A 26872-nucleotide genomic window follows, 5' to 3' on the forward strand; every position below is an offset into this window, starting at 1 on the left:
CCACCCCGAAGGGCTTCACCGTTCGACTTGCATGTGTTAAGCACGCCGCCAGCGTTCGTCCTGAGCCAGGATCAAACTCTCCGTGAATGTTTACCCGTAATCGGGTCGACACCCGCGTTGAGCGGCACGGCAACCACCGGAATAGGGCGGCCCCGCGCACTGCGTCCTCGCTAGTGTTTGTTTCAAAAGGAATCTCCAACCCCAGGAATCCTGAGGCCGGGGATGTCAACATATCTGGCGTTGACTTTTGGCACGCTGTTGAGTTCTCAAGGAACGGACGCTTCCTTCGAGCCGCCTTCCAGCAGGCCCTCCGGGCTTCGTTCTTTCGTGTTTCCAGCTTATCAGACGTTTTCCGCCCCGTTTTCCGGAGTTTCATTCATCGGATTCGCTTTCCGCTTTGCCGCCCCGGTCTCCCGCGGCGACTCCGGAACTGTACGGGGACGGGCCCGCCACATGCAAATCGTCCCGCCCTGCTGTCGCAGGGCGGGACGATCCGTTGTTCGAGCACCGTCAGGCGCGGCCCATCTCCTCGGCGATGGCCGCCGCGAAGGCGTCGATGTCGGCCTCCGTGGTGTCGAAGGCGCACATCCAGCGGACCTCGCCGGTGTGCTCGTTCCAGAAGTAGAAGCGGTAGCGCTTCTGCAGCCGCTCGCTCACCTCGCGCGGGAGGATCGCGAACACCGCGTTCGCCTGGACCGGGCGGACCACCTCGACGCCGTCGATCTTCCGGACCGCGGCCTCCAGGCGGCTGGCCATCGCGTTGGCGTGGCCGGCGTTGCGCAGGTACAGGTCACCGGAGAGCAGGGCCTCGAACTGCACCGAGACGAAGCGCATCTTCGAGGCGAGCTGCATCGAGGTCTTGCGCAGGTACTTGATGTTGCGCACCCGCTCGGGGTTGAGCACCACCACGACCTCGCCGAGCAGCAGGCCGTTCTTCGTCCCGCCGAAGGAGAGCACGTCCACGCCCACGTCGGTGGTGAAGGCGCGCAGCGGCTGGCCGAGCGAGGCGGCCGCGTTGGCCAGGCGGGAGCCGTCCACGTGGACGAGCATGCCCAGCTGGTGGGCGTGCTCGGTGATCGCGCGGATCTCGTCGACGGTGTAGAGGGTGCCGAGCTCGGTGCTCTGGGTGATGGAGACCGCGAGCGGCTGCGCGCGGTGCTCGTCGCCGAAGCCCCAGGCCTGCTGGTCGAGCAGCTCGGGGGTGAGCTTGCCGTCCGGGGTGGGGACGGTGAGCAGCTTGATGCCGCCCATCTTCTCCGGGGCGCCGCCCTCGTCCACGTGGATGTGGGCGGACTCGGCGCAGACCACCGCGCCCCAGCGCGGGAGCAGCGACTGGAGGGCGACCACGTTGGCGCCGGTGCCGTTGAAGACGGGGTAGGCCTCCGCCTTCTCGCCGAAGTGGCGGCGGAAGACGTCCTGGAGGTGGGCCGTGTAGTCGTCCTCGCCGTAGGCGATCTGGTGACCGCCGTTGGCGAGGGCTATCGCGGCGAGCACCTCCGGGTGCACACCGGCGTAGTTGTCGCTGGCGAAGCCGCGGACGGCGGGGTCGTGCCGCCGTACCGCGTCCGTACGGTTGGAGTCGGTCATCGGGCTGTCAGCCACAGGTGCTGTCCGTTCAGTTCCGCTGCGGGGCGGTCCCAGAGGGCCGCCAGGTGTCCGGCGAGGTCGGCCGTGTCGGTGAAGCCGGCGAACTTCGCCTCCGGCTTCTCGGCCCGCATTTCGGGGCTGACCAGCGCCTTGATGACCAGGATCGCAGCCGCCGCGGTGGGCTCGCCCTCGGGGTCGGTGGTCTCCTTCTTGAAGGAGTCGGCCATGGCGAGGGTCCAGGCCTCGGTGGCGGCCTTGGCGGCCGCGTACGCGGCGCCGCCGGCGGTGGGCTTGTGCGCGGCCGAGGCGGAGATCATCGCGTAGCGGCCGGCGGTGCTGCGGACCAGCGCGGGCTGGAAGGCCAGCGAGGTGTGCTGGAGGGTGCGCACGACGGTGTCGTGCAGGAAGTCCCAGTCGTCCAGCCGGGTGTCGAAGAAGGTCTTGCTGCCGCGCCAGCCGCCCACCAGGTGGAACAGGCCGTCGACGTGGCCGTGCTCGGACTCCAGGTGGTCGGCCCAGTCGTGGACCTCCTGCGGGTCGAGCAGGTCGATCACCTGGCCGCTGACCTTGGCGCCGCGGACGGCCACCCGGGTGGCGTCCAGGGCGGACTCCAGCCGCTGGGCGTCGATGTCGGCGCCGATCACGGTGGCGCCGTCGGCGGTGAGGCGGCGCAGGACGGCGCGGCCGGCCGGCCCGCTGGCTCCGGCGACGGCGATGACCTTGCCGGCCAGCGGGGCGTTGGTGGAGGTGGTCACGCTGCGGCTCCCTGGGCGGTGGTACCGGTGATGCCGGTGGTGGAGGCGATGACGCCGCTCAGCTTCTTGTTGAGGGCCTCGTAGAACATGCTCAGCGGGAACTCGTCCGGGAGCACGGCGTCGCACAGGGCCTTGTTGAGGGCCTTGCCGTCGGTGATGCCGAGCGGGAGGGCCTCGGGGCCCTTCGCCCAGGTCGAGGCGGGGTGCGGGGTGAGGTACCGGGAGACCAGCTCGTAGGCGGCGATCCAGTGGGCCGGCTTGGGCCGGTCGATGCCGTCGCGGTACAGCTTCTCGATCTCGCCGCAGAGCGCGTTGGTGACCTGCGGGGCGCGCTCCCAGTCGATGCTGAGGCGGTTGTCGCGCCAGCGCAGGGCGTCGTGCTTGTGCAGGTAGGCGAAGAGCAGCTGGCCGCCGAGGCCGTCGTAGTTGCGCACCCGGTCGCCGGAGACCGGGAAGCGGAACAGGCGGTCGAAGAGGATCGCGTACTGGACGTCGCGGGCGTGCGGGTTGCCCTCGGTCTCCAGCTTCACCGCCTCCTTGAAGGTGGTGAGGTCGCAGCGGAGCTCCTCCAGGCCGTACATCCAGAACGGGCTGCGCTGCTTGATCATGAAGGGGTCGAAGGGCAGGTCGCCGTGGCTGTGGGTGCGGTCGTGGACCAGGTCCCACAGGACGAAGGTCTCCTGCGCGCGCTGCTGGTCCTGGAGCAGGCCCTCGGCGTCGGCCGGGATCTCCAGGCCGAGCTGCTGGACGGCGCTGGTGGACACCGCGCGGAAGCGGGCGGCCTCGCGGTCGCAGAAGATGCCGCCCCAGGTGAAGCGCTCCGGCGCCTTGCGCACGGCGACCGTCTCGGGGAAGAGCACGGCGGAGTTGGTGTCGTAGCCGGCGGTGAAGTCCGTGAAGGTGATCGGCACGAACATCGGGTTGTCGAAGCGGGTGCGCTCCAGCTCGGCCAGCCAGTCGGGCCACACGACGCGCAGCAGGACGGCTTCCAGGTTGCGGTCCGGGTTGCCGTTCTGGGTGTACATCGGGAAGACGACGAGGTGCTCCAGGCCGTCCTCGCGCTGGTCGGCGGGCTGGAAGGCGAGCAGCGAGTCCAGGAAGTCGGGCTCGCGGTAGCCGGTGTCGGCCCACTTGGCGAGGTCCGCGTCGACGGCGGCCAGGTAGGCGGCGTCGTGCGGGAAGTTCGGTGCGAGCTCCTCGACGGCGGCGCGGACGGTGGCGACCAGCGGGTCGACCGTGTGCCGCTGGACGGCGGACAGGTCGATCGAGCCGTCCTTGGACTGGAGCGGGCGCAGCGTCTCGACGGCCTCCTTCAGGCGCAGCCAGGCCGGGTGGCCGGCGAGGGTCGAGACCGGGGCGTCGGCCGCCACAGCGAGCCTTGGCGAAAGATTCTGCATCGGGGACTCACTTCGACAGGAGTTATTTCAACGGGAACACCATAAGTACGAAAGGTTCTCCCGTTCAAGAGGGCAAGGACCGGCAAAGCTCCGGCGTACCGCCCCTCCGACGCCTAAACCTTCGGCGGGAGACGGGTTGTCCGACATGTGGACACTGATCTGGATGTTCTGGACAGATGCGCCGTCCTGATGCGAACCTCCCCGCATGCTCCCGGCGGTGATCACGGTGGCCGTACGCCACGACAGCCCGTTCCGGGTGCCCTCCCGTCGGCAGGTGCGCCGTCGCTGTCGCGCGCGCGGCCTCCGCTGCCGCTGTCGCCGCTGTTGTTGACCGGTCCGCCGCCGATCCGACTCGGGGGGCACCGCGGACGCGGCCCCGTACGCCGACCATGCCGCGTGTGTTCCGGCGCCGCCACCGGGGGGAAGTGACCCGCCGGGACGCGGGCCGCCCCTCGCGGCCTCCCGTACCCCTCCTTCTCGTTCCACCGTCCCGCCGGTCCTTCCCTGGAGCCCCGTCATGACCCTCCGCAAGCCGTCCGCCGTACTGCCCGTCGCCGCGCTGGTCGCCGCCGCGGCCGTGCTCACCGCCTGCGCGCCGCAGGACTCGACGTCCGACGCCGCCTCCGGCGCCCCGGGCGCGGCCGGGTCGGCGGCGGGCTGCGCGCCGGGGGCCCTGGCCACGCGCACCGCCGGCACGCTGACCGTCGGCACGGACAAGCCGGCGTACGACCCGTGGTTCTCCGAGGACAAGCCGGAGAACGGCAAGGGCTTCGAGTCCGCCGTGGCCTACGCCGTCGCCGAGAAGCTCGGCTACCCCAAGGAGAAGGTCGGCTGGGTGGTCGCGCCGTTCAACAAGGCGACCGCGCCGGGCGCCAAGGACTTCGACTTCGACATCAACCAGGTGTCCGTCAGCGACGAGCGCAAGCAGGCGGTGGACTTCTCCTCCGGCTACTACGACGTGCGCCAGACCGTCATCGCGCTGAAGAACTCCAAGGCGGCCGGCGCCAGGAGCATCGCCGACCTCAAGGGCACCAAGCTCGGTGCGCAGGTCGGCACCACGAGCCTGGACACCATCACCGGCACCATCAAGCCGACCACCCAGCCGGCCGTCTTCGACTCCAACGACCTGGCCAAGGCCGCGCTGAAGAACGGCCAGATCGAGGCCCTGGTGGTGGACCTGCCGACCGCCTTCTACATCACCGGCGCCGAGGTGCCGGAGGCCCAGGTGGTCGGCCAGTTCGAGGCGACGGCGAAGGCCGAGCAGTTCGGACTGGTGCTGGACAAGGGCTCCAAGCTGACCGGCTGCGTCTCGCAGGCGGTGGACGCGCTGCGCGCCGACGGCACGCTGGCGAAGCTGGAGAAGCAGTGGCTCTCCGACGCCGTCTCGGCACCGGTGCTGAAGTGAGCGCCGACCTGGGCCCCGAACTGAGCGGGGAGACGTCGCAGGGTGCGGGTCCGGTGGAGCTCGCCAAGGCTCCGGGTGACCGGAGCGGGACGCCGGGCGCGCGGACCGGGGGTCCTGGCACGGGTGCCGGGACGCCGGCACCGCGGTCCGGGGCGGCGGCTTCGCCGACCGGTGCGCCGGCGGCGGAGGACGACTACCGCCCGTCCGAGCGGCGGCTGGCGCACGAGGCCTACCGGCGGGCCCGGGCCCGGCGCTCGGCGCTGATCGCCACCGGGTCCACCCTGGCGACGGCCGCCGTGCTCCACCTGCTGGTCGTCAACTCCCCGGGCTGGGAGGTGACCCGACGGACCTTCTTCAACCTCGACTACGCCCGGCAGGCGCTGCCCGAGGTGCTGAAGGGGCTGCGGCTGAACCTGGAGCTGATGCTCGGCTGCGGGGCGCTGATCCTGGTGTTCGGACTGCTGCTGGCGGTGCTCCGGACGTTGCGCGGACCGGTCTTCCTGCCGGTGCGGCTGCTGGCCACCGCGTACGTGGACTTCTTCCTCGGGCTGCCGATGATCATCTGCCTGCTGGTGATGATCACCGGGGTGCCCGCGCTGCGGCTGACCGGGGTGACCACCGATCCGCTGCTGCTGGGCGGGGCGGCCCTGGTGCTGACGTACTCGGCGTACGTGTCGGAGGTGTTCCGCTCCGGCATCGAGTCGGTGCACCCGAGCCAGCGGGCCGCGGCCCGGTCGCTGGGCCTGACCAACGCGCAGGCGATGCGCTACGTGGTGCTGCCGCAGGCCGTCCGCCGGGTGGTGCCGCCGCTGCTCAACAACCTGGTGAGCCTCCAGAAGGACACCGGGCTGGTCTCGATCGGCGGCGCGATCGACGCGGTGTACGCGGCGAAGATCATCGCGGCCCGGTCCTTCAACTTCACGCCGTACCTGGTGGCGGGACTGGTGTTCATCGTGCTGACCATTCCACTGACCCGGTTCGCCGACTGGCTGACCACCCGGATGAACCGCCGCCAGCTCCAGGGAGGTGCGGTGTGACCTCGAACGAGGTGCTCCGGCTGGAGTCGGTGCGCAAGACCTTCAGCGGCCACGTGGTGCTGCGTGACGTGGACCTCGCCGTGGCCGAGCACTCGGTGACGGCGCTGATCGGGGCCTCCGGCTCCGGCAAGTCCACGCTGATGCGCTGCGTCAACCTGCTGGAGGGGATCGACGACGGGGCGATCTTCCTGGACGGCAAGGAGATCACCGATCCGCGCGCGGACGAGGACGCCGTGCGGCGCCGGATCGGCGTGGTGTTCCAGTCGTACAACCTGTTCCCGCATCTGACGGTGCTGGAGAACATCACGCTCGCGCCGCGCCGGGTGCACCGGGTCGCGCGGGGCGAGGCGGAGGCCCGGGCGCTGGAGCTGCTCGACCGGCTCGGGCTGGCGGCCAAGGCTAAGGAGTACCCGGACCGGCTCTCCGGCGGACAGCAGCAGCGGGTCGCCATCGTGCGCGCGCTGGCCACCGGGCCGCGGCTGCTGCTCCTGGACGAGATCACCGCGGCCCTCGACCCGGTGCTGGTCGGCGAGGTGCTGTCGGTGGTGCGGGACCTCAAGGAGCAGGGGATGACGATGGTCCTCTCCACGCACGAGATGGGGTTCGCCCGCGAGGTCGCCGACCAGGTCTGCTTCCTGGACGGCGGGGTGGTGCTCGAACAGGGGCCGCCGGAGCAGGTGTTCGGCGATCCGCAGGAGGAGCGGACCCGGCGGTTCCTCAGCCGGGTGGTCGCCTCCGGGCGGCTCCAGGGCTGAGCCCGGCCCTCCGCCGACGGCGGGCGGTGAGGCGCCCTCGGCCGGGCGTTCGGCCGGAGGGGTGCGGCCGGGTCCATGCGGCCGGGGCGGGCGGCCGGGTACATCCGGCCGAGGCGTGCGGACGGGGCTTTCGCGACGCCCGGCACCACTGTGCGCCCCTGTACGCGCCTGGCCGCGCCCGGCGGGGTGCGGTGATCGTGGAGCGGACGTCCGTCGCCGCGCGCGGGGGCGGCGAACAGACGACAACCGACGGATAACAGATGACAGCCGACAGATTTCATCATCTGTCAGCTGTCCGCTGTTCGTCGCCATCTGTCCGTCGTCGCCTGTTCGCCTCCCCGGCGCCCACCGCCCCGGGAGGCCGCCGTTGCAGCACGGACCCGTCCTGGTCAACTGGCTCCTCGCCCTCCTCGCCGCCGGCGCCGGCACCTCCTGCCTGGTCCGGCTGCGCCACTCCCCCTGCGCCCCGGGCGGCACGCACGGACCGCTCACCCGCGAGTCCGACGCCGCCGAGGCGCTGATGGGGCTGGGGATGGCCGCGATGGCCGTCACCGGAGCCGCCGTTCCGCCCACCGTCTGGGCCGCCCTGTTCGGCCTCCCCGCCGCCGGCTTCCTGCTCGCCGCCGCCCACGCCCCGGCCGGGCGGACCCACCGGCTGCACCACGCCGTCGGCGCGCTCGCCATGACGTACATGGCGGTCGCGATGGCGACCGCCTCCGGCCACCAGCACCACCGGGCCGCCGCCCTGGGCCTTCCGGCGCTGACCGGGGCGCTCCTCCTCTACTTCGGCGGGTACACCCTCTGGACCGGCAGCCGGCTGCTGCGCACCCCGGCGGGCCCCCTCGCGATCGGCACCGCCGGGCTGCCGCAGGCCTGCCGGCTCACCATGGGCATCGGCATGTTCGCCATGCTCCTGACCATGTGACGACCAGGGCCCCCCGCTCGGCACCCGCAAGGCGTTCGTCGGCACCCCAAGGCGCCTGCCCGGGCGTGGCGTTGGTCACTGGCCGGCCGAAAGCCGTTCCACCGCGCCTCGCCAGCACATAGGTTGGCAGGGAGCGCGTTGTCGCGTTCCGTGCGTACTCGGGGAGCCCATCGATGCCTGCCCTGATCGTCCTGCTGCTGCTCGGACTGCTGCTCTCGACCGTCGCGCCCCGGCTGCTGGCCCGGGCCCGCTGGGCGGAGCGCGAACCGGTGCTGGCGCTGCTGGTGTGGCAGTGCCTGGTGGTGGCCGTGCTGCTCTGCTGCGCGCTGGGGCTCCTCCTGGCGGCCTCCGCCGCCCTGCCGGAGCTGCGCGCGATGGTGTTCGCCGGCGCACCGCACGGCGTGGAGGCGGCGTACGGCCTCCAGGGCGCCGAGGGCTGGGGCCGGCTGTGCGCCGCGGTGCTGGCCGCGGGCGGGGTGCAGACGGTGCTGGCACTCACCCGGGAGGTCCGTACGGCCAAGGCACTGCGCAGTCGGCGCCACTCCCAACTGGCCAGCCGCGCCCCGGAGTTGCCGGGCACGATCGAGACGGCCCGGGCCCGCCGGGAGCGCCTGGTGGTGCTGGAGAACGTCCGCCCGGAGGCGTGGTCGCTGCCCGGACCGGACTCCCGGCTGGTGGTCACCACCGGCGCCCTCCAGCAGCTGACCGACCGGGAGCTGGCCGCCGTGCTGAGCCATGAGCGCGGCCACGTCCGGGCCCGGCACCACTGGCTCCAGCAGTTCGCCCAGGCGCTCGCCTCCGGCTTCCCCGGGGTCGGCGTGTTCAGCGCCTTCCGGGACCAGGTGGCGGAGCTGGTCGAACTGGCCGCCGACGACCGGGCCGCCCGTCGACACGGCCGGCACACCACCGCCCTCGCACTGGCCGAACTCAACCTGGACCGCGGGGTGTTCGGCTCCTGCCCGCCCGGCCTGGCGCAGTCGCCGAAGCGGGTGGACCGGCTGCTCGCGGGCCGTCCGCGGCTCTCCGTCCCGCACCGGCTGCGGCTCACCGTCGCGGCACTCGCCACGCCCGCCGTGGTCGTCCTGCTGGCCGCCGCACCGGGGCTGCGGACACTGTTCTGAGGCAGCCCCGCACCGCTGCGCTGAGGCAACCCAGCACCACCGCCGACCTGCTGACGGACCGTCAGCCCGAGGAGGATGGCCCGGCGACCGGGCCGAGACCGTCGCCGAGGGTCAGGTCCAGCACCTCGCGGTGGAGCGGCCTGGCCTGCTCGTAGCGCTCCCGGCCGGCCTCGGTGAGGGTGAGCAGGACGCCCCGCCGATCGCTCTCACACATCGCCCGGGTGACCAGTCCGGCCTTCTCCAGGCGGGCGATCAGCCGGGAGAGCGCGCTCTGGCTCAGGTGCACGGTGTGGGCCAGCTCGCTCACCCGCACCGCGTGCCCGCCGCCGCCGCACTCCTCGACGAGGCGCTCCAGCACCTCGAACTCGCTCATTCCCAGCCCGTACCGCTCGCCCAGCTCGCGGTCGAGCAGGCAGGCCGTGGCGGCATGCCGCGCCAGCAGCTCGCGCCACTGCGCGACGAGACCTGCCTCCGCCGGGGAGTCGAGTTCAGCCACGCCGCCACCCTAGCACGTGCATCAGCAATTATTGCGTTCACATCTAATTCACTTGCATTGGATGCACGTGCATGTACTGTCCTCCCCATGACCACCGCGACCGTCACGTCACCCGACGCCCCGTCAACCAGCGGGCCGCACTGGACTCCCCGCCTCTGGGGCACCCTGATCGTGCTCTGCGCCGCCATGTTCCTGGACGCCCTGGACGTCTCCATGGTGGGCGTCGCCCTTCCGTCCATCGGCTCCGACCTGCACCTGTCCACCTCCACCCTGCAGTGGGTGGTGTCCGGCTACGTGCTCGGCTACGGCGGCCTGCTGCTGCTCGGCGGACGCGCCGCCGACCTGCTCGGCCGCCGCCGGGTGTTCCTGGTGGCCCTGGGCGTCTTCGCCGCCGCCTCGCTGGTCGGCGGCCTGGTCGACGACGGCGGCCTGCTGATCGCGGCCCGCTTCCTCAAGGGCGTCAGCGCCGCCTTCACCGCCCCGGCCGGCCTGTCGATCATCACCACGACCTTCGCGGAGGGCCCGGCCCGCAACCGCGCGCTGTCCATCTACACCACCTGCGGCGCCAGCGGCTTCTCGCTCGGCCTGGTGCTCAGCGGCCTGCTCACCTCGGTCGGCTGGCGCTGGACCTTCCTGATGCCCGTCCCGGTCGCGCTGCTCGCCCTGGCCTTCGCCGTCCGGCTGCTCCCCCGCCCGGTCGAGGAGCCCGCCAAGGGCGGCTACGACGTGCTGGGCGCGATCACCGGCACCGCGACCGTGCTGCTGCTGGTCTTCACCGTCACCGAGGCCCAGGGCGCCGGCTGGCTGAGCCCGCGCACCCTCGGCTCGCTGCTCGTCGTCGCCGTGCTGGCCGCCGCCTTCGTACGGGTGGAGAGCCGTACCGCGCACCCGCTGGTCCGGCTCGGCATCTTCCGCAACGGCTCCGTCGCCCGGGCCAACGTGGTCGCCTTCGCGATGACCGGCGCGTACGGCGGGTTCCAGTTCGTGGTCACCCTCTACCTCCAGCACCTGCTCGGCTGGTCGGCCCTGGAGATGGCCCTCGGACTGCTCCCGGCCGCGGCCCTCATCGCCCTCTCGGCACCCTTCATGGGCCCGATCGTCGACCGCTTCGGCACCGGACGGCTGCTGCCGATCGGCCTGCTCTCACTGGTCGCCGCCTTCGCGCTGTTCCTGCGGCTGGACGAGCACAGCTCGTACCCGGGCCTGGTGCTGCCCTCGATGCTCCTGCTCGGCGTGGGCTTCGCGTTCGCCTTCCCGTCGGTGAACATCGCCGCCACCGACGGCGTGGCCGACGAGGAGCAGGGCCTGGCCTCGGGCCTGGTGAACACCGCCATCCAGGTCGGCACCGCGGTGGTGCTGGCCGGAGCGACCGCGATGATCACGGCCGGCAGCGCGGGCGGCGACAGCCCGCAGGCCCAGCTGGACGGCTACCGGCCGGCACTGCTGTTCGTCACGGTGGTCGCCCTGGTCGGCCTGGCGGTCGCGGCGGCGGGCGCCCTGGTGGACCGGCGCCGCAAGGCGACTCCCGCACCCGTACCGGACTACGACTACACGTCGGTCGGATCGGCCGCGGCCAGGACGGAGGTCCTGACCAAGCAGTGACCGCCGGGCCCGTCGGACGGCCGACCGCGCAGAGCGGGCCGCCGAAGGGCCGACCCCGGGCCGTCGGACCATGGCGCCGGCTCCACCAAACCCCCGTGTCGGTGGAGCCGGCCGTCTTCGTGGCGGCCGCCCGGGCCGCGCCCGTCGTCGGGGCGCGGTTCTCCGGTGCGGCTGTCGGCTCCACAAGTATATTGGCTCGGAGCCAACGAACGTTCGGAGCAGACACGATGGCACCCCGCGGGGATTCGGTCAATGAGGAGATGCGGCAACGCTCCCGTCGGCGCATCATGCGGGCCACCGTCGAACTGGTCGACCAGCGCGGTTACGCGGGAACCACGCTGACCGACATCGCCGAGCGGGCCGGGCTCGCCCGCGGGCTGCTCTCGTACTACTTCGACGGCAAACGGCTGCTGATGCAGTCCGCGACGCACCGGATGATGCACCAGGCGCTGGCCGGCGCGCTGGCGGAACTGGCACCCGGCTCCTCCCCCGACGCCCGGCTGGCCCGGGCGATCGACACCGTGCTCGGCCTTGCGCTGGACCACCCCCGGGTGATGCGCTCCCACCTGGCGCTGATCCTCGACCCGGACACCGGCGCCTTCGTCCAGGACCCGGAGCAGCAGCAGCTCGGCGCCATCCTCCAGGGACTGCTGCGGGACTGGGGCGCGCCCGACCCGGTCGCCGAGCACGCGGTGCTGCGCAGTGCGCTGATGGGCGGCTGCATCGGAGTGCTGCTGCCGGGTGCCGAGATCCCGCTGGCACCGATCCGGGCCGACCTCTTCCGCCGCTACGAACTGGCCTGGGAGCTGGGCCGCCCGCCGCACCCGACCCCGCCGGAACGCGAACGGCCGCCGGCCCGCGGCTGACGGCGGGTGGGCGGCCTGGCGGGCTGCTACCGGGGGCCTCGCGAGTGAGGGGGCTCACAGGCCCCGGGCGGCAGCGGCTCAGCGTTCCTTCAGGATCGAGGCGAGCAGGTCTATCGTGCGCTCCGGCGTGAGGCTGTCCACGCAGAGCCGCTCCATGACCTGGATGTAGGCGTCGACGTCGTCGCGCTTGTCCAGGTAGAGCGCGCTGGTGAGCTGCTCCAGGTAGACCACGTCCGCGAGGTCCTGCTCCGGGAAGCGCAGGATCGTGAACGCCCCGGACTCGCCCGCGTGGGCGCCGAACCGGAACGGCATCACCTGGATCACCACGTTGGCCTGCTCGGCGACGTCGATCAGGTACTGCACCTGACCGCGCATCACCTTGGGCCCGCCGACCGGCCGGCGCAGCGCCGCCTCGTCGATGACCGCCCACAGGCGCGGGCTGGCGCCCTCGGTCAGCAGCTTCTGGCGCCGCAGCCGGAGGCTGACCCGCCGCTCGACCTCCTCCTCGCTGATGACCGGCCGGCTTTGGCCGAAAACCGCCCGTGCGTACTCCTCGGACTGCAGCAGTCCGGGGATGAACTGCACCTCGTAGGTGCGGATCAGCTGGGCGGCCTCCTCCAGGCCGACGTAGGTCTGGAACCAGCCCGGCAGCACGTCGTTGAAGCTGTGCCACCAGCCGGACTTGTTGGCCTCGCGGACGAGTCCGAGCAGGGCTTCCCGCTCGATGCCGTCATCCACGCCGTACAGACTGAGCAGGTCGGCGACGTCGCGCTCCTTGAAGCTGACGCGGCCGAGCTCCATGCGGCTGATCTTGGACTCGGAGGCCCGGATCGCGTAGCCCGCGTCCTCGCGGGTGATGCCGCGCGCCTCGCGCAGGCGGCGAAGCTGCGAGCCGAGGAGGATCCGGCGGACCATCGAGCCGCCGCCCGGCTGAACTGTGGTCATGCGGTCGAAACCTCCACCTAGGGCAAACAGCGCACAGTCTGCCATCAGTTGAGCGCTCACGGTGCCGATACTGACGGATGTTCCTATCAGTTCCGCACTCCGTGCACCAGGATGCACGTGCATTCGGCGCTTGCATATGCCAATAGTGCGACTGCACGTGAATCGACTCTTGCATCTGCAGTGAGCGCACACCACCATGGTGCACGTGCACCTGCACATCCCTGGCAATCCCGCGGGCTCCGCGTCGACCCCACGCGCGACTCCGTGCACCGACCCGACGGCGTCCCCCGCGTCATCGGGCGTCCGAGTGCGCGGGCGCCTGGTCGAGGGGGCGGCCGAGCGGCCGAGCGAGTCGGAGGTGACCGGCATGACCCCGGCGGGTCCAGCCGTGTCCGCCCCCTTATGGGAGGAGCTCTTCATGAGCACCGGTACGGCTTTGGCGGTTGACCCCCATGTGGTCACCTGTACGCTCGCTCCTCGCTTCGAAGCCGTCAGAACCGCGCGCGACTTCGCTCGGAGCACGCTCCAGCGCTGGAACCTGACGGAGCTGTTCGACGACGTCGCACTGGTGGCCTCGGAACTCGTGACCAACGCCCTCCGGCACGCGGTCGGCGCACGGCCCGATCAACCGGGCGGCATCCAGGGCGAGTACGACTTTCCCGCACAGCCGACCGCGGGCGGCCGGCTTCCGATCCGAATAAGCCTGGTGCACCGCGCACCCCAGGTGGTCTGCGCGGTGAGCGATCCGAGCAGCACCGGACCGATCGCCCGGGAGGCCGACTTCGTCGCCGAGTCGGGTCGCGGACTGCACCTGGTGGAGTCGTTCAGCTGCTCCTGGGGCTGGCACCCGCTGGGCAGCGGCAAGGTGGTCTGGGCGATGTTCGAGGCGGAGAAGGTCGGCGGCTCCCCGCTGGACGGACACCCCGAACTCGGCGGCCGCTCACCGCTGGACGGCCCCGTCGACGTCGGCGGACGGCATCGGCGCTCGGCCTAGGAGGGGCTCCGCGTCCAGGACGGACGCCGCGCCCAGGACGAACCCCGCCCCCAGGACGGACCCCGCGCCGGACGGACCCTGCGCCGGACGGCGTGTGGCCGGTCGAGGAAGTCCCGGGAGGACCACATTCCGGGCCCTTCCGCCAGGCCCCGCCGCGGATCTCCGGCGCCACGGAGCCGCCGGCGGCTTCCGGGACGTGCTCGCCCGGTGGAGCGACATCCGGGACAGCGAAATCCGGGGCAGCGGTTTCGGGAACGACGATTCCCGGAGCGACGATTCCCGGAGCAGTGGCATCCGGAACAGGGAAAGACAAAGGCCGTCGTGGTGTCGGCACCCACGACGGCCCCCCGATGATGGAGCACGGCGGTCGGTCAGACCGCCAGGTGGTCGAACTCCCCGTCCTTCGCCCCCAGCAGCAGGGCCGCGATCTCGGCCCGGGTGTAGATGAGGGCCGGACCGTCCGGGAACCGCGAGTTGCGCATCGCCACGTCGCCGCCCGGCAGGGCCGCGAACTCGACGCAGTTGCCCTGGGAGTTGCTGTGCCGGCTCTTCTGCCAGACCACCCCCTGGAGATCGGCCGCGGCCATCCCGTTGTAGGTGTCGTACGAGCCGTGCGTGTCCTGCGAGTCGTGCATAGAAATCTCCCGAAGAGCTCCGGAGTTGTCGTCCAGCGCGGCGCCCCCGGCACCGTCGAAACGAACGGGCCGGCCCCGTACCGGTCCGGCACAACGCCTCACTTGACGCGATGATAGCTGCAGTGCACGTGCATCAGCACGGGACGTTGCAGGTGCACCAGGCCTTTTACCCGCATCCGCCAACTCTTCACGGGCCTTCTTCTGACGGTACGTAAACGGACATAGCCGATGATTCACCGGGCTCGTGATAACCGGCCGTGAGCACCCCCCCGCTGAATGTTGATCTTCGAACGCCGGGAGTCGCACCCTCGTGACCCTCCGTCAAACCATCCCCATGCTGTGAGACATCTCACGTGCCCCAGGTGCAACGGCCGCCCCCGCGGATCGCGTCGTGGCAACCACCCGCGGCCGCGCGGGGGTTGAGTGAAGAATGTCCGGATTGTAGGCAAAGCGCCCGGACCGGCGCCGGAGACGCACCCGGTCCGCGCGGGGTCCGCACCGCGACCGCGCGAATCCTGTCCGGCAGCCGACTGCAAGCCCGACGGGCGGATGTCCTACGATCTCCGGCATGAGCACCGCAGCCATTCCGGGCGCGCCACTGCCCGTCCGCACTCCAGGCTCCCGTGCGCGGGGGCGCCACCGTCGTCCCGAGCGCCCCGAGATCCCGGCCGGCGCCCCGGCCCTGGTGCTCGCCGTGCCCGCGACCGCCGGGCCCGAGTCCCGCTCGGTCGTCGAGGAACTGCTCTCGATCGTCCGCACCGAGCAGAACGGCGTGCAGACCGCGGTCGGCTACCTCCCCGGGAACGGCGCCGAGGTCGCGGGCAGCGAGGACCGCACGGTGGCCGAGCTGCTGGCCCTGGCCGCCGAGGCCGGGCTGCCGATGCCCGTCCTGGTGCCGCTGGTGCCCGGCCCGCACACCTTCCTGAGCGAGCTTCACGCGCTCGCCGCCGAGTACGGCGCCCCCGTCACCGACCCGCTGGGCCCGCACCCGCTGCTGGCCGAGGCCGTACACGTCCGGCTGTCCGAGGCCGGACTGGCCCGGGCCGACCGCGCCCGGCTGTTCGCCATCGCGACCGCCGCCGACGGCGTGGTGCTGACCACCGTCGGCGGCGAGGACGCGGCCGCCGCGGCCGGCATCACCGGTGTGCTGCTCGCCGCCCGACTGGCCGTGCCGGTCGTCGCCGCGGCGCTCGACGTGCCCGGCTCGGTGGCCGCGGCCGTCAACCACCTCAGGGACACCGGCTCGCAGCGCCCGGCGCTGGCCCCGCTGGTGATCGGCCCGGAGGCGGACTCCGAGCTGCTCGCCACCGCCGCCGAGGAGACCGGCTGCCCGTCGGCCGCGCCGCTGGGCGCCTACCCGTCGGTCGGCCAGCTGATCGCCTCCACCTACCTGGCCGCACTGCCCATGCCGTCCGCGGAGGACCTGGCGCGGGCCGAGGCGGAGGCCGCGGCCGCCGCCGAGGCCGAGGGGGCCCTGGAGGGCGTTCGCGGCGCCCACGCGGCCGCCGAGGGATCCCTCGGGCAGTAGTCGACACCGCGCGCCGGTTCGCGCGCGCAGAAGGGCCCGGAACGGTTCGCGTTCCGGGCCCTTCGCATCGGCCCCACTGCATTGCCCGCCGGCATCGACCCCCGCCCTGTCGGGCCCATGGGGATTGGCGCCTTCCATGGCTGGCCACGGCCGACCCGTCCCGTACGGGGAGTCGGACGGCAATGAAGTGGAATGTCCGTTCTGGCGTCATTTGAAGGGAAATAGGGAGCGCGGCCCCGGGCACGTGAATCGAGGCCGCTCCCCCACTCTCCGGAGCACACTGTTCCGCAATTCGACGCCCCGTCACGTCACTTCTGAGGCGAAGCCAGTTGTCGCTTTCCGCAACAGCATTGCTTGAAAACGATCATTTACGATCATGCTCGGCCGCAATTTTGGCAGTTCCCACTAAACCGTGATGTGCATCACAGGCATTTGCGGTTTGAACTTAAGTCTGATTAACGTGCTCCCCGTTCGTGACCACACGAACCCGGTTCATCCGCAACGCCGAGTCCTGCCGTCGGATGTCCTGGCAGCGCGAAAACGCACCACGGCAGGAGCGGGGGAACCACAGGTAAGTCGCCCCGGACCACTCTTCGGAACGGTCCAGGGCTAGGGGTGAAGCCGCGCTCACCGCGCGGCCGGGCAACTCCAGCCCGAATCCGACAGCTCACCTCGCAGGCGTGGGAGAGGACCGCGTCTTCATGCTGCCCACCAACGGCACCAGCCTGTCCAGCCGCACCCGCCGCGTGATCGCCGCCCTCGGCGTCGCGGGCGTCGGCCTCACCGTCCCCTGCCTCACCTCGGGCACCGCCTCCGCCGCCACCGTCGCCACCTGGGACAAGGTCGCCCAGTGCGAGAGCGGCGGCAACTGGAGCATCAACACCGGCAACGGCTTCTACGGCGGCCTCCAGTTCACCTCCAGCACCTGGTCCGCCTTCGGCGGCACCGCCTTCGCGGCGCGCGCCGACCTGGCCACCAAGGACCAGCAGATCGCCGTCGCCGAGAAGGTCCTGGCCTCGCAGGGCCCCGGCGCCTGGCCGGTCTGCTCCGTCAAGGCCGGCCTGACCAAGGGCGGCACCCCGGCCGCCGTCGACACCTCGGCGGGCTCCACCCCCGGCTCGACCACCGCCGCGCCGGCCCAGAGCGCCACTCCGGCCGCTCCGGCCGCGAAGCCCGCCGCCAAGCCCGCGCAGGCCCCGGCAGCCAAGCCCGCCGCGCCCGCTCAGGACGCTCAGACGGCCGGCGACTCCGCCGCCTCCGGCAGCCGCGGCGACTGGGCCCAGAAGCGCCAGCAGCAGGCCCAGGGCGGCGACTACACCGTGGTCGAGGGCGACTGGCTGTCCTCGATCGCCGACCGGCACAACGTGCAGGGCGGCTGGGAGCGGCTGTACGAGCTCAACCGCGGCACCCTGACCGACGGCCCGGACACCATCTACCCGGGCCAGCACCTGTCCTTCGACGGCTCGTCCGCCGACAAGTCCGGCGCGGACTTCACCTGGTTCGACCGCTCGCAGAAGTCCGGCCAGTCCGCGAACGGCGGCGCCGTGAACGCCCAGCCGACCGCGCAGTCCCAGGCCCCGGCCGCCAAGCCGGCCGCCAAGCCCGCTCCGCAGCCCCAGGCCCAGACGCCGGCTCCGGCTCCGGCCGCCACCGGCAGCATGGCCGCCGCGGTCTCCTTCGCCGAGTCGAAGGTCGGTCAGGCGTACGTCTACGGCGGCACCGGCAACGGCGGCTGGGACTGCTCCGGCCTGACCCAGGCCGCGCTGCGCGCCGCGGGCATCTCCGTCCCGCGCGTCGCCGCCGACCAGGCCGCCGCCAGCACCCACGTCTCGCTGGACAGCCTCCAGCCGGGCGACCTGCTGTTCTGGTCCAACAACGGCAAGGACTCCGGCGTCTACCACGTCGCGATCTACGTCGGCAACGGCAAGTACGTCGAGGCCGCCAACCCCAGCTCGGGCGTCCGCGAGCAGACCATCGCCAACTGGGCCCCGGACTTCGCCGGCCGGGTCTGAGGACGGCGAACGGCCGACAGCCGACGGACGACGGCTGACAGATTTCAGCTGACAGATAACAGATAACAGATAACAGATTTCATCATCTGTCAGCTGTCAGTCGAACGCTGACCACCCGCCACCCCCGGGGAGAGTCTGGTCGCTCTCCCCGGGGGTTCCGGCGTTCCCGGACGGGCCGGCCGCCCTGCTCCCGTTCCGCAGATCCGCCGTATTCCGTGGTGGACACCTCCTCGCAGCGGGCATGCTGCTGCTCTGCACCCGAGGAGGAGTCACATGGCCCAGGTCACCGTCACCCTCGACGCGAACCTCGCGATCGACGCGATGATGCTCTCCGGCACCAAGAACCCACAGGACGCCGTCGAGCTGATCCTGCGCGACTACCTGGCCCGCGGCCGCCGTACCGAGACCCGCACCGGCGAGGCCGCCGACGGACACCGGCTCACCGCCGACCGTCCGACCGGCCAAGAGGGCTGACCACCCGACGGCCGCCGGCAACCGGACCGCCCGCCCCCCGCCGGCCGACCGCCCCCGACCCCAGGGTGGCCGACCGCGCGCACGCCGAGGGGCCCCGGAGAGCAACCGCCCTCCGGGGCCCCTGCGTCGGCCGTGACGGCCGGGGCTCAGCGCGCGCAGGCCCCGGTGGACCCGCGCATCACCAGCTCCGGCTGGAACATGAACTCGCCGCGCTGGACGGCGTTCCCGCCGACCTCCTCCAGCAGCGCGTCCACCGCCGCCGTGGCCATCGCCTCGACCGGCTGCCGGATCGTGGTCAACGGCGGCTCGGTGAAGGCGATCAGCGGCGAGTCGTCGAAGCCGACCACCGACACGTCCTGCGGCACCGACAGCCCGCGCTGCCGCACCGCCCGGATCGCCCCGAGCGCCATCATGTCGCTCCCGCAGACGATCGCCGTGCAGCCCTTGTCGAGCAGCGCGCCGGCCGCCGCGTGCCCGCCCTCCACGCTGAACAGCGTGTGGTGGACGAGGTTCTCGGCCTCCTCCCGGGTGCGTCCGAGCACCTCGCACATCGCGGCCGTGAAGCCCTCGATCTTGCGCAGCACCGGCACGTACCGGCGCTGACCGACGGCCAGCCCGATCCGCTCGTGCCCGAGTTCCGCCAGGTGCTGGACCGCCATCCACATCGCGGAGCGGTCGTCCGGCGAGATGAACGGCGCGTCGATCTTCTCGCTGTAGCCGTTGATCAGCACGAACGGCACCCCGCGCCCGGCCAGCCGGGCGTAGCGGTCGTGGTCCGCGGTGGTGTCGGCGTGCAGCCCGGAGACGAAGACGATGCCCGCCACGCCCCGGTCGACCAGCATCTCCACCAGTTCGTCCTCGGTGGACCCGCCCGGGGTCTGGGTGCACAGCACCGGCGTGAAGCCGTGCCGGCTGAGCACCTGCTCGATCACCTGGGCCAGCGCCGGGAAGATCGGGTTGCTCAGCTCCGGCGTGATCAGACCGATCAGCCCGGCGCTGCGCTGGCGAAGGCGGGTCGGCCGCTCGTATCCGAGCACGTCGAGCGCCGCCAGCACGGTCTGCCGGGTGGCGGCGGAAACGTTCGCCTTGCCGTTGAGCACGCGGGAGACGGTGGCTTCGCTGACCCCCGCCTGCGCCGCGATGTCTGAGAGTCGCGCCGTAGTCACGGTCCCAGAGCCTATTCCAACCACGTCAGACCGCCCACCAGCCGGTGGTGTCCGGAGCGAGCACCGTCTCGCCGCCGTCCACCACGAGGTCGGTCGAGGCCAGCAGCAGCGTGCCCGGGGCGGCGATTCGCACCGGCTCGCCGGTGGTGTTCACGGTGCAGACGAAGGCGCCGCGGCGGAACGCCAGGGTGCCCTCGGGGCTGTCCAGCCACTCGACCCCGGTGCCGGCGCCGAGGTCGGGCTGCGCCCGGCGGACGGCCAGCGCGCTGCGGTAGAGCTCCAGGGTGGACGTCGGGTCGCCGGTCTGCGCCTCGACGCTGAGCCCGGCCCACTCGGCCGGCTGCGGCAGCCAGGACGGCCCGCCGGCCACCGGGCCGAAGCCGTACGGGGCCTCGGTGCCGGACCACGGGATCGGGACGCGGCAGCCGTCGCGGTAGCCGTCCTGGCCGGCCTGGCGGAAGAAGGACGGGTCCTGGCGGACCTCGTCCGGCAGGTCGGTGACGTCCGGCAGGCCGAGCTCCTCGCCCTGGTAGACGTACGCGGAGCCGGGCAGCGCGAGCATCAGCAGGGTGGCGGCGCGGGCGCGGCGCAGGCCGAGTTCGCGGTCGCCGGGGGTGCGGATCTGGGTGCCGAGGCCGGGCTCGTTGGCGAACCGGGTGGCGTGCCGGGTGACGTCGTGGTTGGACAGCACCCAGGTGGTGGGGGCGTCGACCGGGCGCATCGAGTCGAGCGAGAGGTCGATCACCTCGCGCAGCGCGGCGGCGTCCCAATCGGTGCCCAGGTACTGGAAGTTGAAGGCCTGGTGCAGCTCGTCGGGGCGGACGTAGTTGGCGGTGCGCTGGACGGTCGGGGTCCAGGCCTCGGCGACGCCGATCCGCTGCCCCGGGTACTCGTCGAGGATCTTGCGCCAGCTGCGGTAGATCTCGTGCACGCCGTCCTGGTCGAAGAACGGCATGACGTCGTTGCCGAGCAGCTTGAGCTGGTCGGCGCCGCCGAGGTCGGGCAGGCCGGGAGCCTTGACCAGGCCGTGGGCGACGTCGATGCGGAAGCCGTCCACGCCCATGTCGAGCCAGAACCGCAGGATCGAGCGGAACTCGTCGGCGACGGCCGGGCTCTCCCAGTTGAAGTCGGGCTGCTCCGGGGCGAACAGGTGCAGGTACCAGTCGCCGGGGGTGCCGTCCGGGTTCTCGGTGCGGGTCCAGGCCGGGCCGCCGAAGATGGACTCCCAGTCGTTGGGCGGCAGTTCGCCCTGCTCGCCCTTGCCGGGGCGGAAGTGGTAGCGCTCGCGCAGCGGGGAGCCGGGGCCCTCGCGCAGCGCGCGCTGGAACCACTCGTGCTGGTCCGAGGAGTGGTTGGGCACGAGGTCGACGATGATCCGCAGGCCCAGGTCGTGGGCGTCCCGGATGAGCGCGTCCGCGTCCAGCAGGGTGCCGAACATCGGGTCCACCGCGCGGTAGTCGGCGACGTCGTAGCCGGCGTCCGCCTGCGGCGAGGCGTAGAACGGCGAGAGCCAGACCGCGTCCACGCCGAGGTCGCGCAGGTAGGGCAGGCGGCTGCGGATGCCGGGCAGGTCGCCCATGCCGTCGCCGTTGGAGTCGGCGAAGCTGCGCGGGTACACCTGGTAGATGACCGCGTCCCGCCACCAGCCTCTGGACGCGCTGACGTTCGCCTCGTGAGCGGTGTCGGCGGCAGGCCGGGAGGTGTCGGCCAGGTTCTGGGTCATGGACGGTATCCCTTGGGGACTAGAGGAGAGCGGACGGCGCCGGGACGTGGAGGCGCGGGACGACGTGGTGGCGCGCTGCGGCGCGGCGGCGCGCTACGACTTGGAGGCACCGGCGGTCAGGCCGGTCACCAGGTGGCGCTGCACCAGGTAGAAGAAGGCCGCGGACGGGATCGCGATCAGCACGGCGGTCGCGGCCATCAGGTTCCACTGGGCGTCGTGCTCGCTGACGAAGGTCTGGAGTCCTACCGCCAGCGTGTACTTGTCGGAGCTGAGCATGAAGGTGGAGGCGAACGGCACCTCGGCCCAGTAGGTGAGGAAGGAGTAGAAGGCGGCCACCGCCAGGCCCGGGCGGGCGAGCGGCAGCACCAGCCGCCAGAAGGTGCCGAACGGGGAGAGCCCGTCGACCCGGCCGGCCTCGTCGATCTCCACCGGGATGGTGTCGAAGTAGCCCTTCAGCAGCCAGGCGCAGTACGGCACCGTGGTGGTCGAGTAGACCAGGATCAGGCCCACGTAGCTGTCCAGCAGGCCGAGTTCGGAGAGCATCGTGTACATCGGCACGATCAGCACCGCGATCGGGAACATCTGGGTGACCAGCAGCGACCACATCAGCGGCTTGTGCCCGGGGAACTTCATCCGGGAGACGGCGTAGCCGGTGGTGGCGGCGACCAGCACGCCGAACACGGTGGTGACGCCGGAGACCAGCAGGGCGTTGCCGAACCAGGTGAAGAAGTCGGTGTCGGACAGCACGTGCTGGTAGTTCGACAGCGTGAGCTTGTCGAGGATCTGCCCGGGGTGGAGGTAGTCGGTCTTGTCCGGGCCGAGCGAGACGAACAGGATCCACGCGACCGGGAACAGCGCGATCAGGCCGGCCAGGATCAGGGTGCCGTGGGACAGCGCCCGGGCCAGCGGGCTGCGCTCGCCGCGGCGGCGGACCCCGGCGGGCCGGGCGGCCGGGGCCGGCGCCGTCGCGCGGGCCGGGAGTTCGGTGGTGGTGCTCATCGGGGTTACCTGCCTTCGTGGGTCAACTGGGTCCGGGGCCTCAGCCGTTGGCCTGCTCGTTGCGGGCGAGCCAGCGCCGGTAGAAGGCGGTGAAGACGATCAGGATGGACAGCAGGATCACGCCGTAGGCGGCGGACTGCGCGTAGTCCCGGGGGATCTGGCCGAAGCCGAGCCGGTACGCCCAGGTGACCAGCAGCTGGGCGTCGGGGGCGCCGGAGCCGAACAGCAGGAAGATCACGTTGAACTGGTTGAACGTCCAGATCACGCCGAGCAGCACGACGGTGGAGGAGACGGAGCGCAGCCCGGGCAGGGTGACGTACCGGAAGCGCTGCCAGGCGGAGGCGCCGTCCATCTCGGCGGCCTCGTACAGCTCGGCCGGGATCGACTGGAGGCCGCCGAGCAGCGAGATCATCATGAACGGCACGCCGGCCCAGGTGTTCACCATGACCGCGGCCGCCTTCTGCGCCCACGGGTCGGTGAGCCAGCCCGGTTCGGGCAGGTGCAGGAGGGAGAGAGCGCTGTTGACGACGCCGCCGTCGGCGAGCATCAGGCGCCAGGAGAACACCGTGACGAAGGTCGGTACGGCCCAGGGCAGGATGAGCAGCATCCGGTAGGCGGCGCGGCCGCGGAGCTTCTGGTTGAGCAGCAGGGCGAGGCCGAGGCCGAGGGTGTAGTGCAGGAAGACGCAGACGGCCGTCCAGGCGATGGTCCAGACGAAGTGCGACCAGAAGCGGTCGTACGAGCCGGGGCCCCACAGGATGTCGGCGTAGTTGTGGAAGCCGACGAACTCGTAGCTCGCCGGGATCTCGTTGACGCCGATCTTGCGGGCCACGTTGAGGCTGTTGGCGTCGGTGAGGGTGAGCCAGAGGCCCTCGACGAGCGGGTAGATCACCAGCGCGCCGAGCACCAGCACGACCGGGGCGATCATCGCGTAGGCGTACCAGTGCTTGGTGTAGGAGCGCTTGACGCGTTCCAGCAGGCCCGGACGCTGCTCGCGCTCCCGGCTGCCCTTGCCGGTGGCGCCCTGCACGGCGACTGACATCGTTCACACCTTCTCGGGGGGAATTCTCGGGGGGAGCCGACGGCCCGGCCCACCGGGGCGACGGGTGACAGGCGGCGACGGGCAGCGCTGCGGCTGCTCGTCCGCCGTCATCCGTCGGTCGGCGGGCCGGGCACAGGGACTACTTGGCGAAGCCCGGCAGGAGCTTGGCGTAGTCGGTGGAGACGGTGTTCAGCGCGTCCTGGGTGCTCGCGCCCTGGACGGCCTTGCCCAGGTTGGTGCCGAGCGAGGCGAACAGCGAGCTGTACTCGGGCAGTTCGGGACGCGGCTTGGCGCTGCTCAGCACGGCCTGGAAGCCGGCGATGCCCGGGTCGGCCTTGACGTCGGCGGTGAAGGCGTCGGAGCGGGTGGGCAGGGTGGAGTTCTTCTGCGCGATGAACGCCTGGCTCTCGGCCGAGGTCATGAAGGCCGCGAACTTCTCGGCGGCGGCCTTGTGGGCCTTGTCCGCGCCGGCGTAGACCGAGATGTTGTGGCCGCCGGTGGGGGCGCCGCCCTTGCCGGCGGAGCCGCTCGGGACGGCCGCGATGCCGAGGTTGTTCTTGTCGGCGAAGGCGGAGCCCTTGTAGATGTTGGTGATCTCCCAGGGGCCCTGGATGATCGCCGCGACCTTGCCGCTGTTGAAGGCGTCCATCATGTGCGCGTAGGCGTCGGTGGTGACGTCGGCCTTGACGGTGCCGGGCGCGGTGAACATCGACTTGTAGGTCTCGACGGCCTTGACGGCCTCCGGCGAGGCGATGGTGATCTTCTTGCCGGCGGCGTCGACGGTGTCGGTGCCCTCGCCGAACAGGAACGGCATCGCGTAGTAGCCGTCCGCGGCCTTCAGCCAGAAGCCGTCCGCGCCGGCCTTCTCCTTGACGGCGGCGGCGTCGGCCTTCAGCTCGTCCCAGGTCTTCGGCGCCTCGGTGATGCCGGCCTTGGTGAACAGCTCCTTGTTGTAGAGCAGGCCGAGGGTGTCGGTCACCAGCGGCACGCCGTACAGCTTGCCCTCGTACTTGGCCTGCTGGATCAGGCTCGGCTGGAAGGCGGAGGTGTCGGCGACGGCCGGGGTGCCGTCCAGCGGCTCCAGGTAGCCGGCCTTGGCGAAGGCGGCGGTCCAGCCGACCTCGGAGCGGAACACGTCCGGAGCGCCCTTGGCCCCCATGGCGGTCTGGAGCTTGTTCTGCGCCTGGTCGAACGGCACGTTGACGAAGTCGACCTTGACGTTCGGGTTGGCGGCCTCGAACTTCTTGACGAGCTCCTGGTAGTTCGGCGCCTCGTTGGTGGCGTTCGAGGTGTCCCAGTACGTGAGGGTGACCGGCCCGTCGGCCTTGCCGTCGGAGCTGGAGCCGCTGCTGCTACAGGCAGCCATCGAGACCGCGAGGGCCACAACGAGGGCAGAGGCCGCGATGCCACGCCGCATGAGAACTCCTTGGGAGGGTGGGGGTGCCCGAGATGTTCGGAGGCAGGCGCATAATGGCTGCCTCGTGCCGACCGCACCGTTGCTGCCGTCGGGCTCGGGAAGGAAGTTAACAGCGGCGCAAGACGGACGGAAAGTCCTTGCAGAAAGTTTCTGCAAGAAACGGCGATCGTTACGCCCACGTGTCCTGGACGTTGCTGCACGGTAGTTGACAGCCATACCGATTGCCCCGGTTCGCCCGATTCACCACTCCACGAGCCGGCAGACGGAACCACCGTGCGTGGCCGAAAGCGGTCTGCAGCAGACTGGACGCATGCGAATCAGAGCCGTCACCAGGGACGAACTTCCACTGCTCGCCGAGCTGGAACGGGCCGCCGGCGCGCCCTTCGCCGAGATCGGCATGCCGGAGATCGCCGAGGACGAGCCCCCGGCCCCGGAGGAGCTGGCGCACTACCTGGAGCGGGGCGTCGCCCTGCTCGCCGAGGCCCCCGACGGGAGCGTCGCCGCCTACCTGCTGGCCGAGCCGGTGGACGGCGCGCTGCACATCGAGCAGGTCTCCGTGCACCCCGACCACGCCCGCCGGGGCATCGGCCGGGCGCTGATCGAGCACCTCGCCGACACCACCGACGCCCCCGCGCTCACCCTCACCACCTTCGCCGACGTCCCCTGGAACGCCCCCTACTACGCCCGCTGCGGCTTCCGCCCGCTGGCCGGGGACGAGCTCACCCCCGGCCTGCGCGAGATCCGCCGCAAGGAGGCCGAGCACGGTCTGGACCGCTGGCCCCGGCTCTGCATGCGCCGGGACCTGGTCAAGTTCTAGTTGCTCCCCAGCCGGAGCACCGTCGTCGAGCGGAACTCCTCCCCCGGACGCAGCTCCGTGCTGGGGAACGCCGGGTGGTGCGGGGAGTCCGGGAAGTGCTGGGTCTCCAGCGCGATCCCGGCGAACGGCCCGTACGGGACGCCGCTCGCGCCGGTGACCGCGCCCTGGAACTTGTTCGCCGTGTAGACCTGGATGCCCGGCTCGGTGGTCAGCACCTCCAGGGTGCGGCCGCTGACCGGGTCCTCCAGCAGCGCGGCCCGCGCCGGGCCGCCGTCCGCCGGCCGGGCCCGCAGCACCCAGTTGTGGTCGTAGCCGCCGGGCCCGGCCAGCTGGGGGTGCTCGTCGTGCACCGACTTGCCGATCGGGGTGGGCACCGTGAAGTCGAACGGCGTCCCGGCCACCGGCTCGGTCCGCCCGTACGGGATCTGCCGCTCGTCGGCCGGGGTGTACGCGTCGGCGTCCAGGGTGAGCAGGTGGCCGAGGACGTCGCCGCTGCCCTCACCCGCGAGGTTGAAGTACGCGTGGTTGGTCAGGTTGACGACGGTCGGCCTGCTGGTGACGGCGCGGTAGGTGATCACCAGCTCGCCGGAGGCGTCCAGGGTGTAGGTGACGGTGACGTCCAGCGCGCCCGGGAAGCCCTGGTCCCCGTCCGGGCTGTGCAGCGCCAGCCGTACCCCGCCGTCGACCGGCTCGGCCGTCCACATCCGGTGCGCGAAGCCGTCCGGGCCGCCGTGGATGGTCATGCCGCCGCCGGTCGGGGCGAGCTGGTGCTCCACGCCGTCGAGGGTGACCGACGAGCGGTCGATCCGGTTGGCGTACCGGCCCACCACCGTGCCGTAGTGCCGGGCCGGACCGAGGATCTCGGACAACCGGTCGGTGGCGAGCAGCAGTTGGGCGGAGCGGCCGGAGCGGTCCGGCGCGCTCAGGGTGTGCAGGGTCGCGCCGAGGGTGAGAACGCTCGCCTCGTACGGACCGGCCGTGAGCGTCCAGCGCTCGATCGCGGCACCGGCGCCCGAGGGCTCCAGGGGTTCGTGCCGCACGCTGGTGGCCTCGCTCGCCATTGGCCTGCTCCTCACTGGCGGCCGCGTCGCACCGCGGGCGCCCGGTTCCGGGTCCGTCGAGGGGGCGCCGCGGCGGCCCCGTGTTCGTCAGCCTAGCGACGGCAGTGGCAGCG

General features: G+C 71.7%; 24 protein-coding genes, 1 rRNA gene and 1 riboswitch. Of the genes, 12 read left to right on the forward strand and 13 right to left on the reverse strand.

From position 1 onward, the window contains the following. From ACFY0X_RS20710 to ACFY0X_RS20725, 4 genes are all read right to left on the reverse strand, one after another. Positions 1 to 87 (reverse strand): 16S ribosomal RNA (locus tag ACFY0X_RS20710); the annotation flags it as partial. 423 nt (positions 88 to 510) lie between these two features. Beyond that, on the reverse strand, positions 511 to 1587 hold the full coding sequence (locus ACFY0X_RS20715) for a threonine aldolase family protein (protein WP_387756815.1): 1077 nt from the start codon (positions 1585 to 1587) through the stop codon (positions 511 to 513). Beyond that, on the reverse strand, positions 1584 to 2342 hold the full coding sequence (locus ACFY0X_RS20720) for an SDR family NAD(P)-dependent oxidoreductase (RefSeq protein ID WP_387756615.1): 759 nt from the start codon (positions 2340 to 2342) through the stop codon (positions 1584 to 1586). The genes ACFY0X_RS20715 and ACFY0X_RS20720 overlap by 4 nt, the downstream gene beginning before the upstream one ends. After that, positions 2339 to 3739: a DUF6421 family protein gene (locus ACFY0X_RS20725; RefSeq protein WP_387756616.1), complete on the reverse strand. Its 1401-nt coding sequence runs from the start codon at positions 3737 to 3739 to the stop codon at positions 2339 to 2341. The genes ACFY0X_RS20720 and ACFY0X_RS20725 overlap by 4 nt, the downstream gene beginning before the upstream one ends. Before the next feature lie 517 nt (positions 3740 to 4256). Between ACFY0X_RS20725 and ACFY0X_RS20730 the strand changes: the two genes are divergently transcribed. The 5 genes from ACFY0X_RS20730 to ACFY0X_RS20750 all read left to right on the forward strand — a co-directional run bounded on the left by ACFY0X_RS20730 (position 4257) and on the right by ACFY0X_RS20750 (position 8982). Continuing rightward, a complete protein-coding gene (locus ACFY0X_RS20730) occupies positions 4257 to 5144 on the forward strand; it encodes an ABC transporter substrate-binding protein (RefSeq protein ID WP_387756617.1) in 888 nt (295 codons plus the stop codon). Between the two features lie 215 nt (positions 5145 to 5359). Further along, a complete protein-coding gene (locus tag ACFY0X_RS20735; protein ID WP_387756816.1) occupies positions 5360 to 6181 on the forward strand; it encodes an amino acid ABC transporter permease in 822 nt (273 codons plus the stop codon). After that, complete coding sequence (locus tag ACFY0X_RS20740; protein WP_387756618.1) at positions 6178 to 6936, forward strand: amino acid ABC transporter ATP-binding protein; 759 nt, start codon at positions 6178 to 6180, stop codon at positions 6934 to 6936. Before ACFY0X_RS20735 ends, ACFY0X_RS20740 begins: the two co-directional genes overlap by 4 nt. Before the next feature lie 367 nt (positions 6937 to 7303). Beyond that, complete coding sequence (locus tag ACFY0X_RS20745) at positions 7304 to 7861, forward strand: DUF5134 domain-containing protein (protein WP_387756619.1); 558 nt, start codon at positions 7304 to 7306, stop codon at positions 7859 to 7861. A 173-nt stretch (positions 7862 to 8034) separates the two neighbouring features. Further along, positions 8035 to 8982, forward strand: coding sequence for a M56 family metallopeptidase (locus ACFY0X_RS20750; RefSeq protein ID WP_387756620.1), 948 nt, complete (start codon positions 8035 to 8037; stop codon positions 8980 to 8982). 61 nt (positions 8983 to 9043) lie between these two features. On the opposite strand, the gene ACFY0X_RS20755 is transcribed toward ACFY0X_RS20750, so the two are convergent. Further along, on the reverse strand, positions 9044 to 9478 hold the full coding sequence (locus ACFY0X_RS20755) for a MarR family winged helix-turn-helix transcriptional regulator (RefSeq protein ID WP_387756621.1): 435 nt from the start codon (positions 9476 to 9478) through the stop codon (positions 9044 to 9046). A gap of 87 nt (positions 9479 to 9565) precedes the next feature. Here ACFY0X_RS20755 and ACFY0X_RS20760 point away from each other — a divergent pair, with 87 nt between their 5' ends. Then, a complete protein-coding gene (locus ACFY0X_RS20760; protein WP_387756622.1) occupies positions 9566 to 11080 on the forward strand; it encodes an MFS transporter in 1515 nt (504 codons plus the stop codon). A gap of 260 nt (positions 11081 to 11340) precedes the next feature. Continuing rightward, the gene (locus ACFY0X_RS20765) at positions 11341 to 11946 is read left to right on the forward strand and encodes a TetR/AcrR family transcriptional regulator (protein ID WP_387756623.1); all 606 of its coding nucleotides are present in this window, start codon (positions 11341 to 11343) and stop codon (positions 11944 to 11946) included. A gap of 78 nt (positions 11947 to 12024) precedes the next feature. Here the strand turns inward: ACFY0X_RS20765 and ACFY0X_RS20770 are convergent, their stop codons facing one another. Beyond that, positions 12025 to 12891 carry a helix-turn-helix transcriptional regulator gene (locus tag ACFY0X_RS20770; protein WP_350524265.1) on the reverse strand — a complete coding sequence of 289 codons (867 nt, stop codon included), beginning with the start codon at positions 12889 to 12891 and terminating at the stop codon, positions 12025 to 12027. A 418-nt stretch (positions 12892 to 13309) separates the two neighbouring features. Here ACFY0X_RS20770 and ACFY0X_RS20775 point away from each other — a divergent pair, with 418 nt between their 5' ends. Then, positions 13310 to 13885: an ATP-binding protein gene (locus ACFY0X_RS20775; RefSeq protein ID WP_387756624.1), complete on the forward strand. Its 576-nt coding sequence runs from the start codon at positions 13310 to 13312 to the stop codon at positions 13883 to 13885. Between the two features lie 371 nt (positions 13886 to 14256). Here the strand turns inward: ACFY0X_RS20775 and ACFY0X_RS20780 are convergent, their stop codons facing one another. Further along, entirely contained in the window at positions 14257 to 14520 is a 264-nt protein-coding gene (locus tag ACFY0X_RS20780) for a DUF397 domain-containing protein (protein WP_097235176.1), read from the reverse strand. A gap of 568 nt (positions 14521 to 15088) precedes the next feature. On the opposite strand from ACFY0X_RS20780, the gene ACFY0X_RS20785 reads away from it, so the two are divergent. From ACFY0X_RS20785 to ACFY0X_RS20795, 3 genes are all read left to right on the forward strand, one after another. Then, a complete protein-coding gene (locus ACFY0X_RS20785; RefSeq protein WP_387756625.1) occupies positions 15089 to 16048 on the forward strand; it encodes a hypothetical protein in 960 nt (319 codons plus the stop codon). Between the two features lie 492 nt (positions 16049 to 16540). After that, positions 16541 to 16742, forward strand: a riboswitch (cyclic di-AMP (ydaO/yuaA leader). After that, positions 16729 to 18060 (forward strand): transglycosylase family protein, encoded by a 1332-nt coding sequence (locus ACFY0X_RS20790; protein ID WP_387756626.1) that lies wholly within the window; start codon positions 16729 to 16731, stop codon positions 18058 to 18060. It overlaps the preceding riboswitch by 14 nt. Before the next feature lie 273 nt (positions 18061 to 18333). After that, positions 18334 to 18534 carry a hypothetical protein gene (locus ACFY0X_RS20795; protein ID WP_387756627.1) on the forward strand — a complete coding sequence of 67 codons (201 nt, stop codon included), beginning with the start codon at positions 18334 to 18336 and terminating at the stop codon, positions 18532 to 18534. 146 nt (positions 18535 to 18680) lie between these two features. Here the strand turns inward: ACFY0X_RS20795 and ACFY0X_RS20800 are convergent, their stop codons facing one another. The 5 genes from ACFY0X_RS20800 to ACFY0X_RS20820 form a co-directional block, all read right to left on the reverse strand. Then, the gene (locus ACFY0X_RS20800) at positions 18681 to 19700 is read right to left on the reverse strand and encodes a LacI family DNA-binding transcriptional regulator (protein ID WP_387756628.1); all 1020 of its coding nucleotides are present in this window, start codon (positions 19698 to 19700) and stop codon (positions 18681 to 18683) included. 25 nt (positions 19701 to 19725) lie between these two features. After that, positions 19726 to 21423: a glycoside hydrolase family 13 protein gene (locus tag ACFY0X_RS20805; protein ID WP_387756629.1), complete on the reverse strand. Its 1698-nt coding sequence runs from the start codon at positions 21421 to 21423 to the stop codon at positions 19726 to 19728. 93 nt (positions 21424 to 21516) lie between these two features. Further along, positions 21517 to 22422, reverse strand: a complete 906-nt coding sequence (locus tag ACFY0X_RS20810) for a sugar ABC transporter permease (protein ID WP_387756630.1) — start codon at positions 22420 to 22422, stop codon at positions 21517 to 21519. A gap of 40 nt (positions 22423 to 22462) precedes the next feature. Continuing rightward, positions 22463 to 23464: a carbohydrate ABC transporter permease gene (locus ACFY0X_RS20815; protein ID WP_387756631.1), complete on the reverse strand. Its 1002-nt coding sequence runs from the start codon at positions 23462 to 23464 to the stop codon at positions 22463 to 22465. 139 nt (positions 23465 to 23603) lie between these two features. Beyond that, positions 23604 to 24881: an extracellular solute-binding protein gene (locus tag ACFY0X_RS20820; RefSeq protein ID WP_387756632.1), complete on the reverse strand. Its 1278-nt coding sequence runs from the start codon at positions 24879 to 24881 to the stop codon at positions 23604 to 23606. 310 nt (positions 24882 to 25191) lie between these two features. Here ACFY0X_RS20820 and ACFY0X_RS20825 point away from each other — a divergent pair, with 310 nt between their 5' ends. After that, positions 25192 to 25698, forward strand: coding sequence for a GNAT family N-acetyltransferase (locus ACFY0X_RS20825; protein ID WP_387756633.1), 507 nt, complete (start codon positions 25192 to 25194; stop codon positions 25696 to 25698). Here the strand turns inward: ACFY0X_RS20825 and ACFY0X_RS20830 are convergent. Then, on the reverse strand, positions 25695 to 26759 hold the full coding sequence (locus ACFY0X_RS20830) for an aldose epimerase family protein (RefSeq protein ID WP_387756634.1): 1065 nt from the start codon (positions 26757 to 26759) through the stop codon (positions 25695 to 25697). The genes ACFY0X_RS20825 and ACFY0X_RS20830 overlap by 4 nt on opposite strands. Positions 26760 to 26872: the final 113 nt, after the last annotated feature.

The organism is Kitasatospora sp. NPDC001547 (genome assembly GCF_042894165.1).
Lineage (GTDB): Bacteria > Actinomycetota > Actinomycetes > Streptomycetales > Streptomycetaceae > Kitasatospora.

What these genes read in the sequence shown, in the direction of transcription:
- ACFY0X_RS20715 (WP_387756815.1), bottom strand. Translation starts at nt 1,587, where the DNA reads ATGACCGACTCCAACCGTACGGACGCGGTACGGCGGCACGACCCCGCC.
- ACFY0X_RS20725 (WP_387756616.1), bottom strand. Translation starts at nt 3,739, where the DNA reads ATGCAGAATCTTTCGCCAAGGCTCGCTGTGGCGGCCGACGCCCCGGTC.
- ACFY0X_RS20730 (WP_387756617.1), top strand. Translation starts at nt 4,257, where the DNA reads ATGACCCTCCGCAAGCCGTCCGCCGTACTGCCCGTCGCCGCGCTGGTC.
- ACFY0X_RS20750 (WP_387756620.1), top strand. Translation starts at nt 8,035, where the DNA reads ATGCCTGCCCTGATCGTCCTGCTGCTGCTCGGACTGCTGCTCTCGACC.
- ACFY0X_RS20760 (WP_387756622.1), top strand. Translation starts at nt 9,566, where the DNA reads ATGACCACCGCGACCGTCACGTCACCCGACGCCCCGTCAACCAGCGGG.
- ACFY0X_RS20765 (WP_387756623.1), top strand. Translation starts at nt 11,341, where the DNA reads ATGCGGCAACGCTCCCGTCGGCGCATCATGCGGGCCACCGTCGAACTG.
- ACFY0X_RS20770 (WP_350524265.1), bottom strand. Translation starts at nt 12,891, where the DNA reads ATGACCACAGTTCAGCCGGGCGGCGGCTCGATGGTCCGCCGGATCCTC.
- ACFY0X_RS20775 (WP_387756624.1), top strand. Translation starts at nt 13,310, where the DNA reads ATGAGCACCGGTACGGCTTTGGCGGTTGACCCCCATGTGGTCACCTGT.
- ACFY0X_RS20780 (WP_097235176.1), bottom strand. Translation starts at nt 14,520, where the DNA reads ATGCACGACTCGCAGGACACGCACGGCTCGTACGACACCTACAACGGG.
- ACFY0X_RS20785 (WP_387756625.1), top strand. Translation starts at nt 15,089, where the DNA reads ATGAGCACCGCAGCCATTCCGGGCGCGCCACTGCCCGTCCGCACTCCA.
- ACFY0X_RS20795 (WP_387756627.1), top strand. Translation starts at nt 18,334, where the DNA reads ATGGCCCAGGTCACCGTCACCCTCGACGCGAACCTCGCGATCGACGCG.
- ACFY0X_RS20805 (WP_387756629.1), bottom strand. Translation starts at nt 21,423, where the DNA reads ATGACCCAGAACCTGGCCGACACCTCCCGGCCTGCCGCCGACACCGCT.
- ACFY0X_RS20810 (WP_387756630.1), bottom strand. Translation starts at nt 22,422, where the DNA reads ATGAGCACCACCACCGAACTCCCGGCCCGCGCGACGGCGCCGGCCCCG.
- ACFY0X_RS20815 (WP_387756631.1), bottom strand. Translation starts at nt 23,464, where the DNA reads ATGTCAGTCGCCGTGCAGGGCGCCACCGGCAAGGGCAGCCGGGAGCGC.
- ACFY0X_RS20820 (WP_387756632.1), bottom strand. Translation starts at nt 24,881, where the DNA reads ATGCGGCGTGGCATCGCGGCCTCTGCCCTCGTTGTGGCCCTCGCGGTC.
- ACFY0X_RS20825 (WP_387756633.1), top strand. Translation starts at nt 25,192, where the DNA reads ATGCGAATCAGAGCCGTCACCAGGGACGAACTTCCACTGCTCGCCGAG.
- ACFY0X_RS20830 (WP_387756634.1), bottom strand. Translation starts at nt 26,759, where the DNA reads ATGGCGAGCGAGGCCACCAGCGTGCGGCACGAACCCCTGGAGCCCTCG.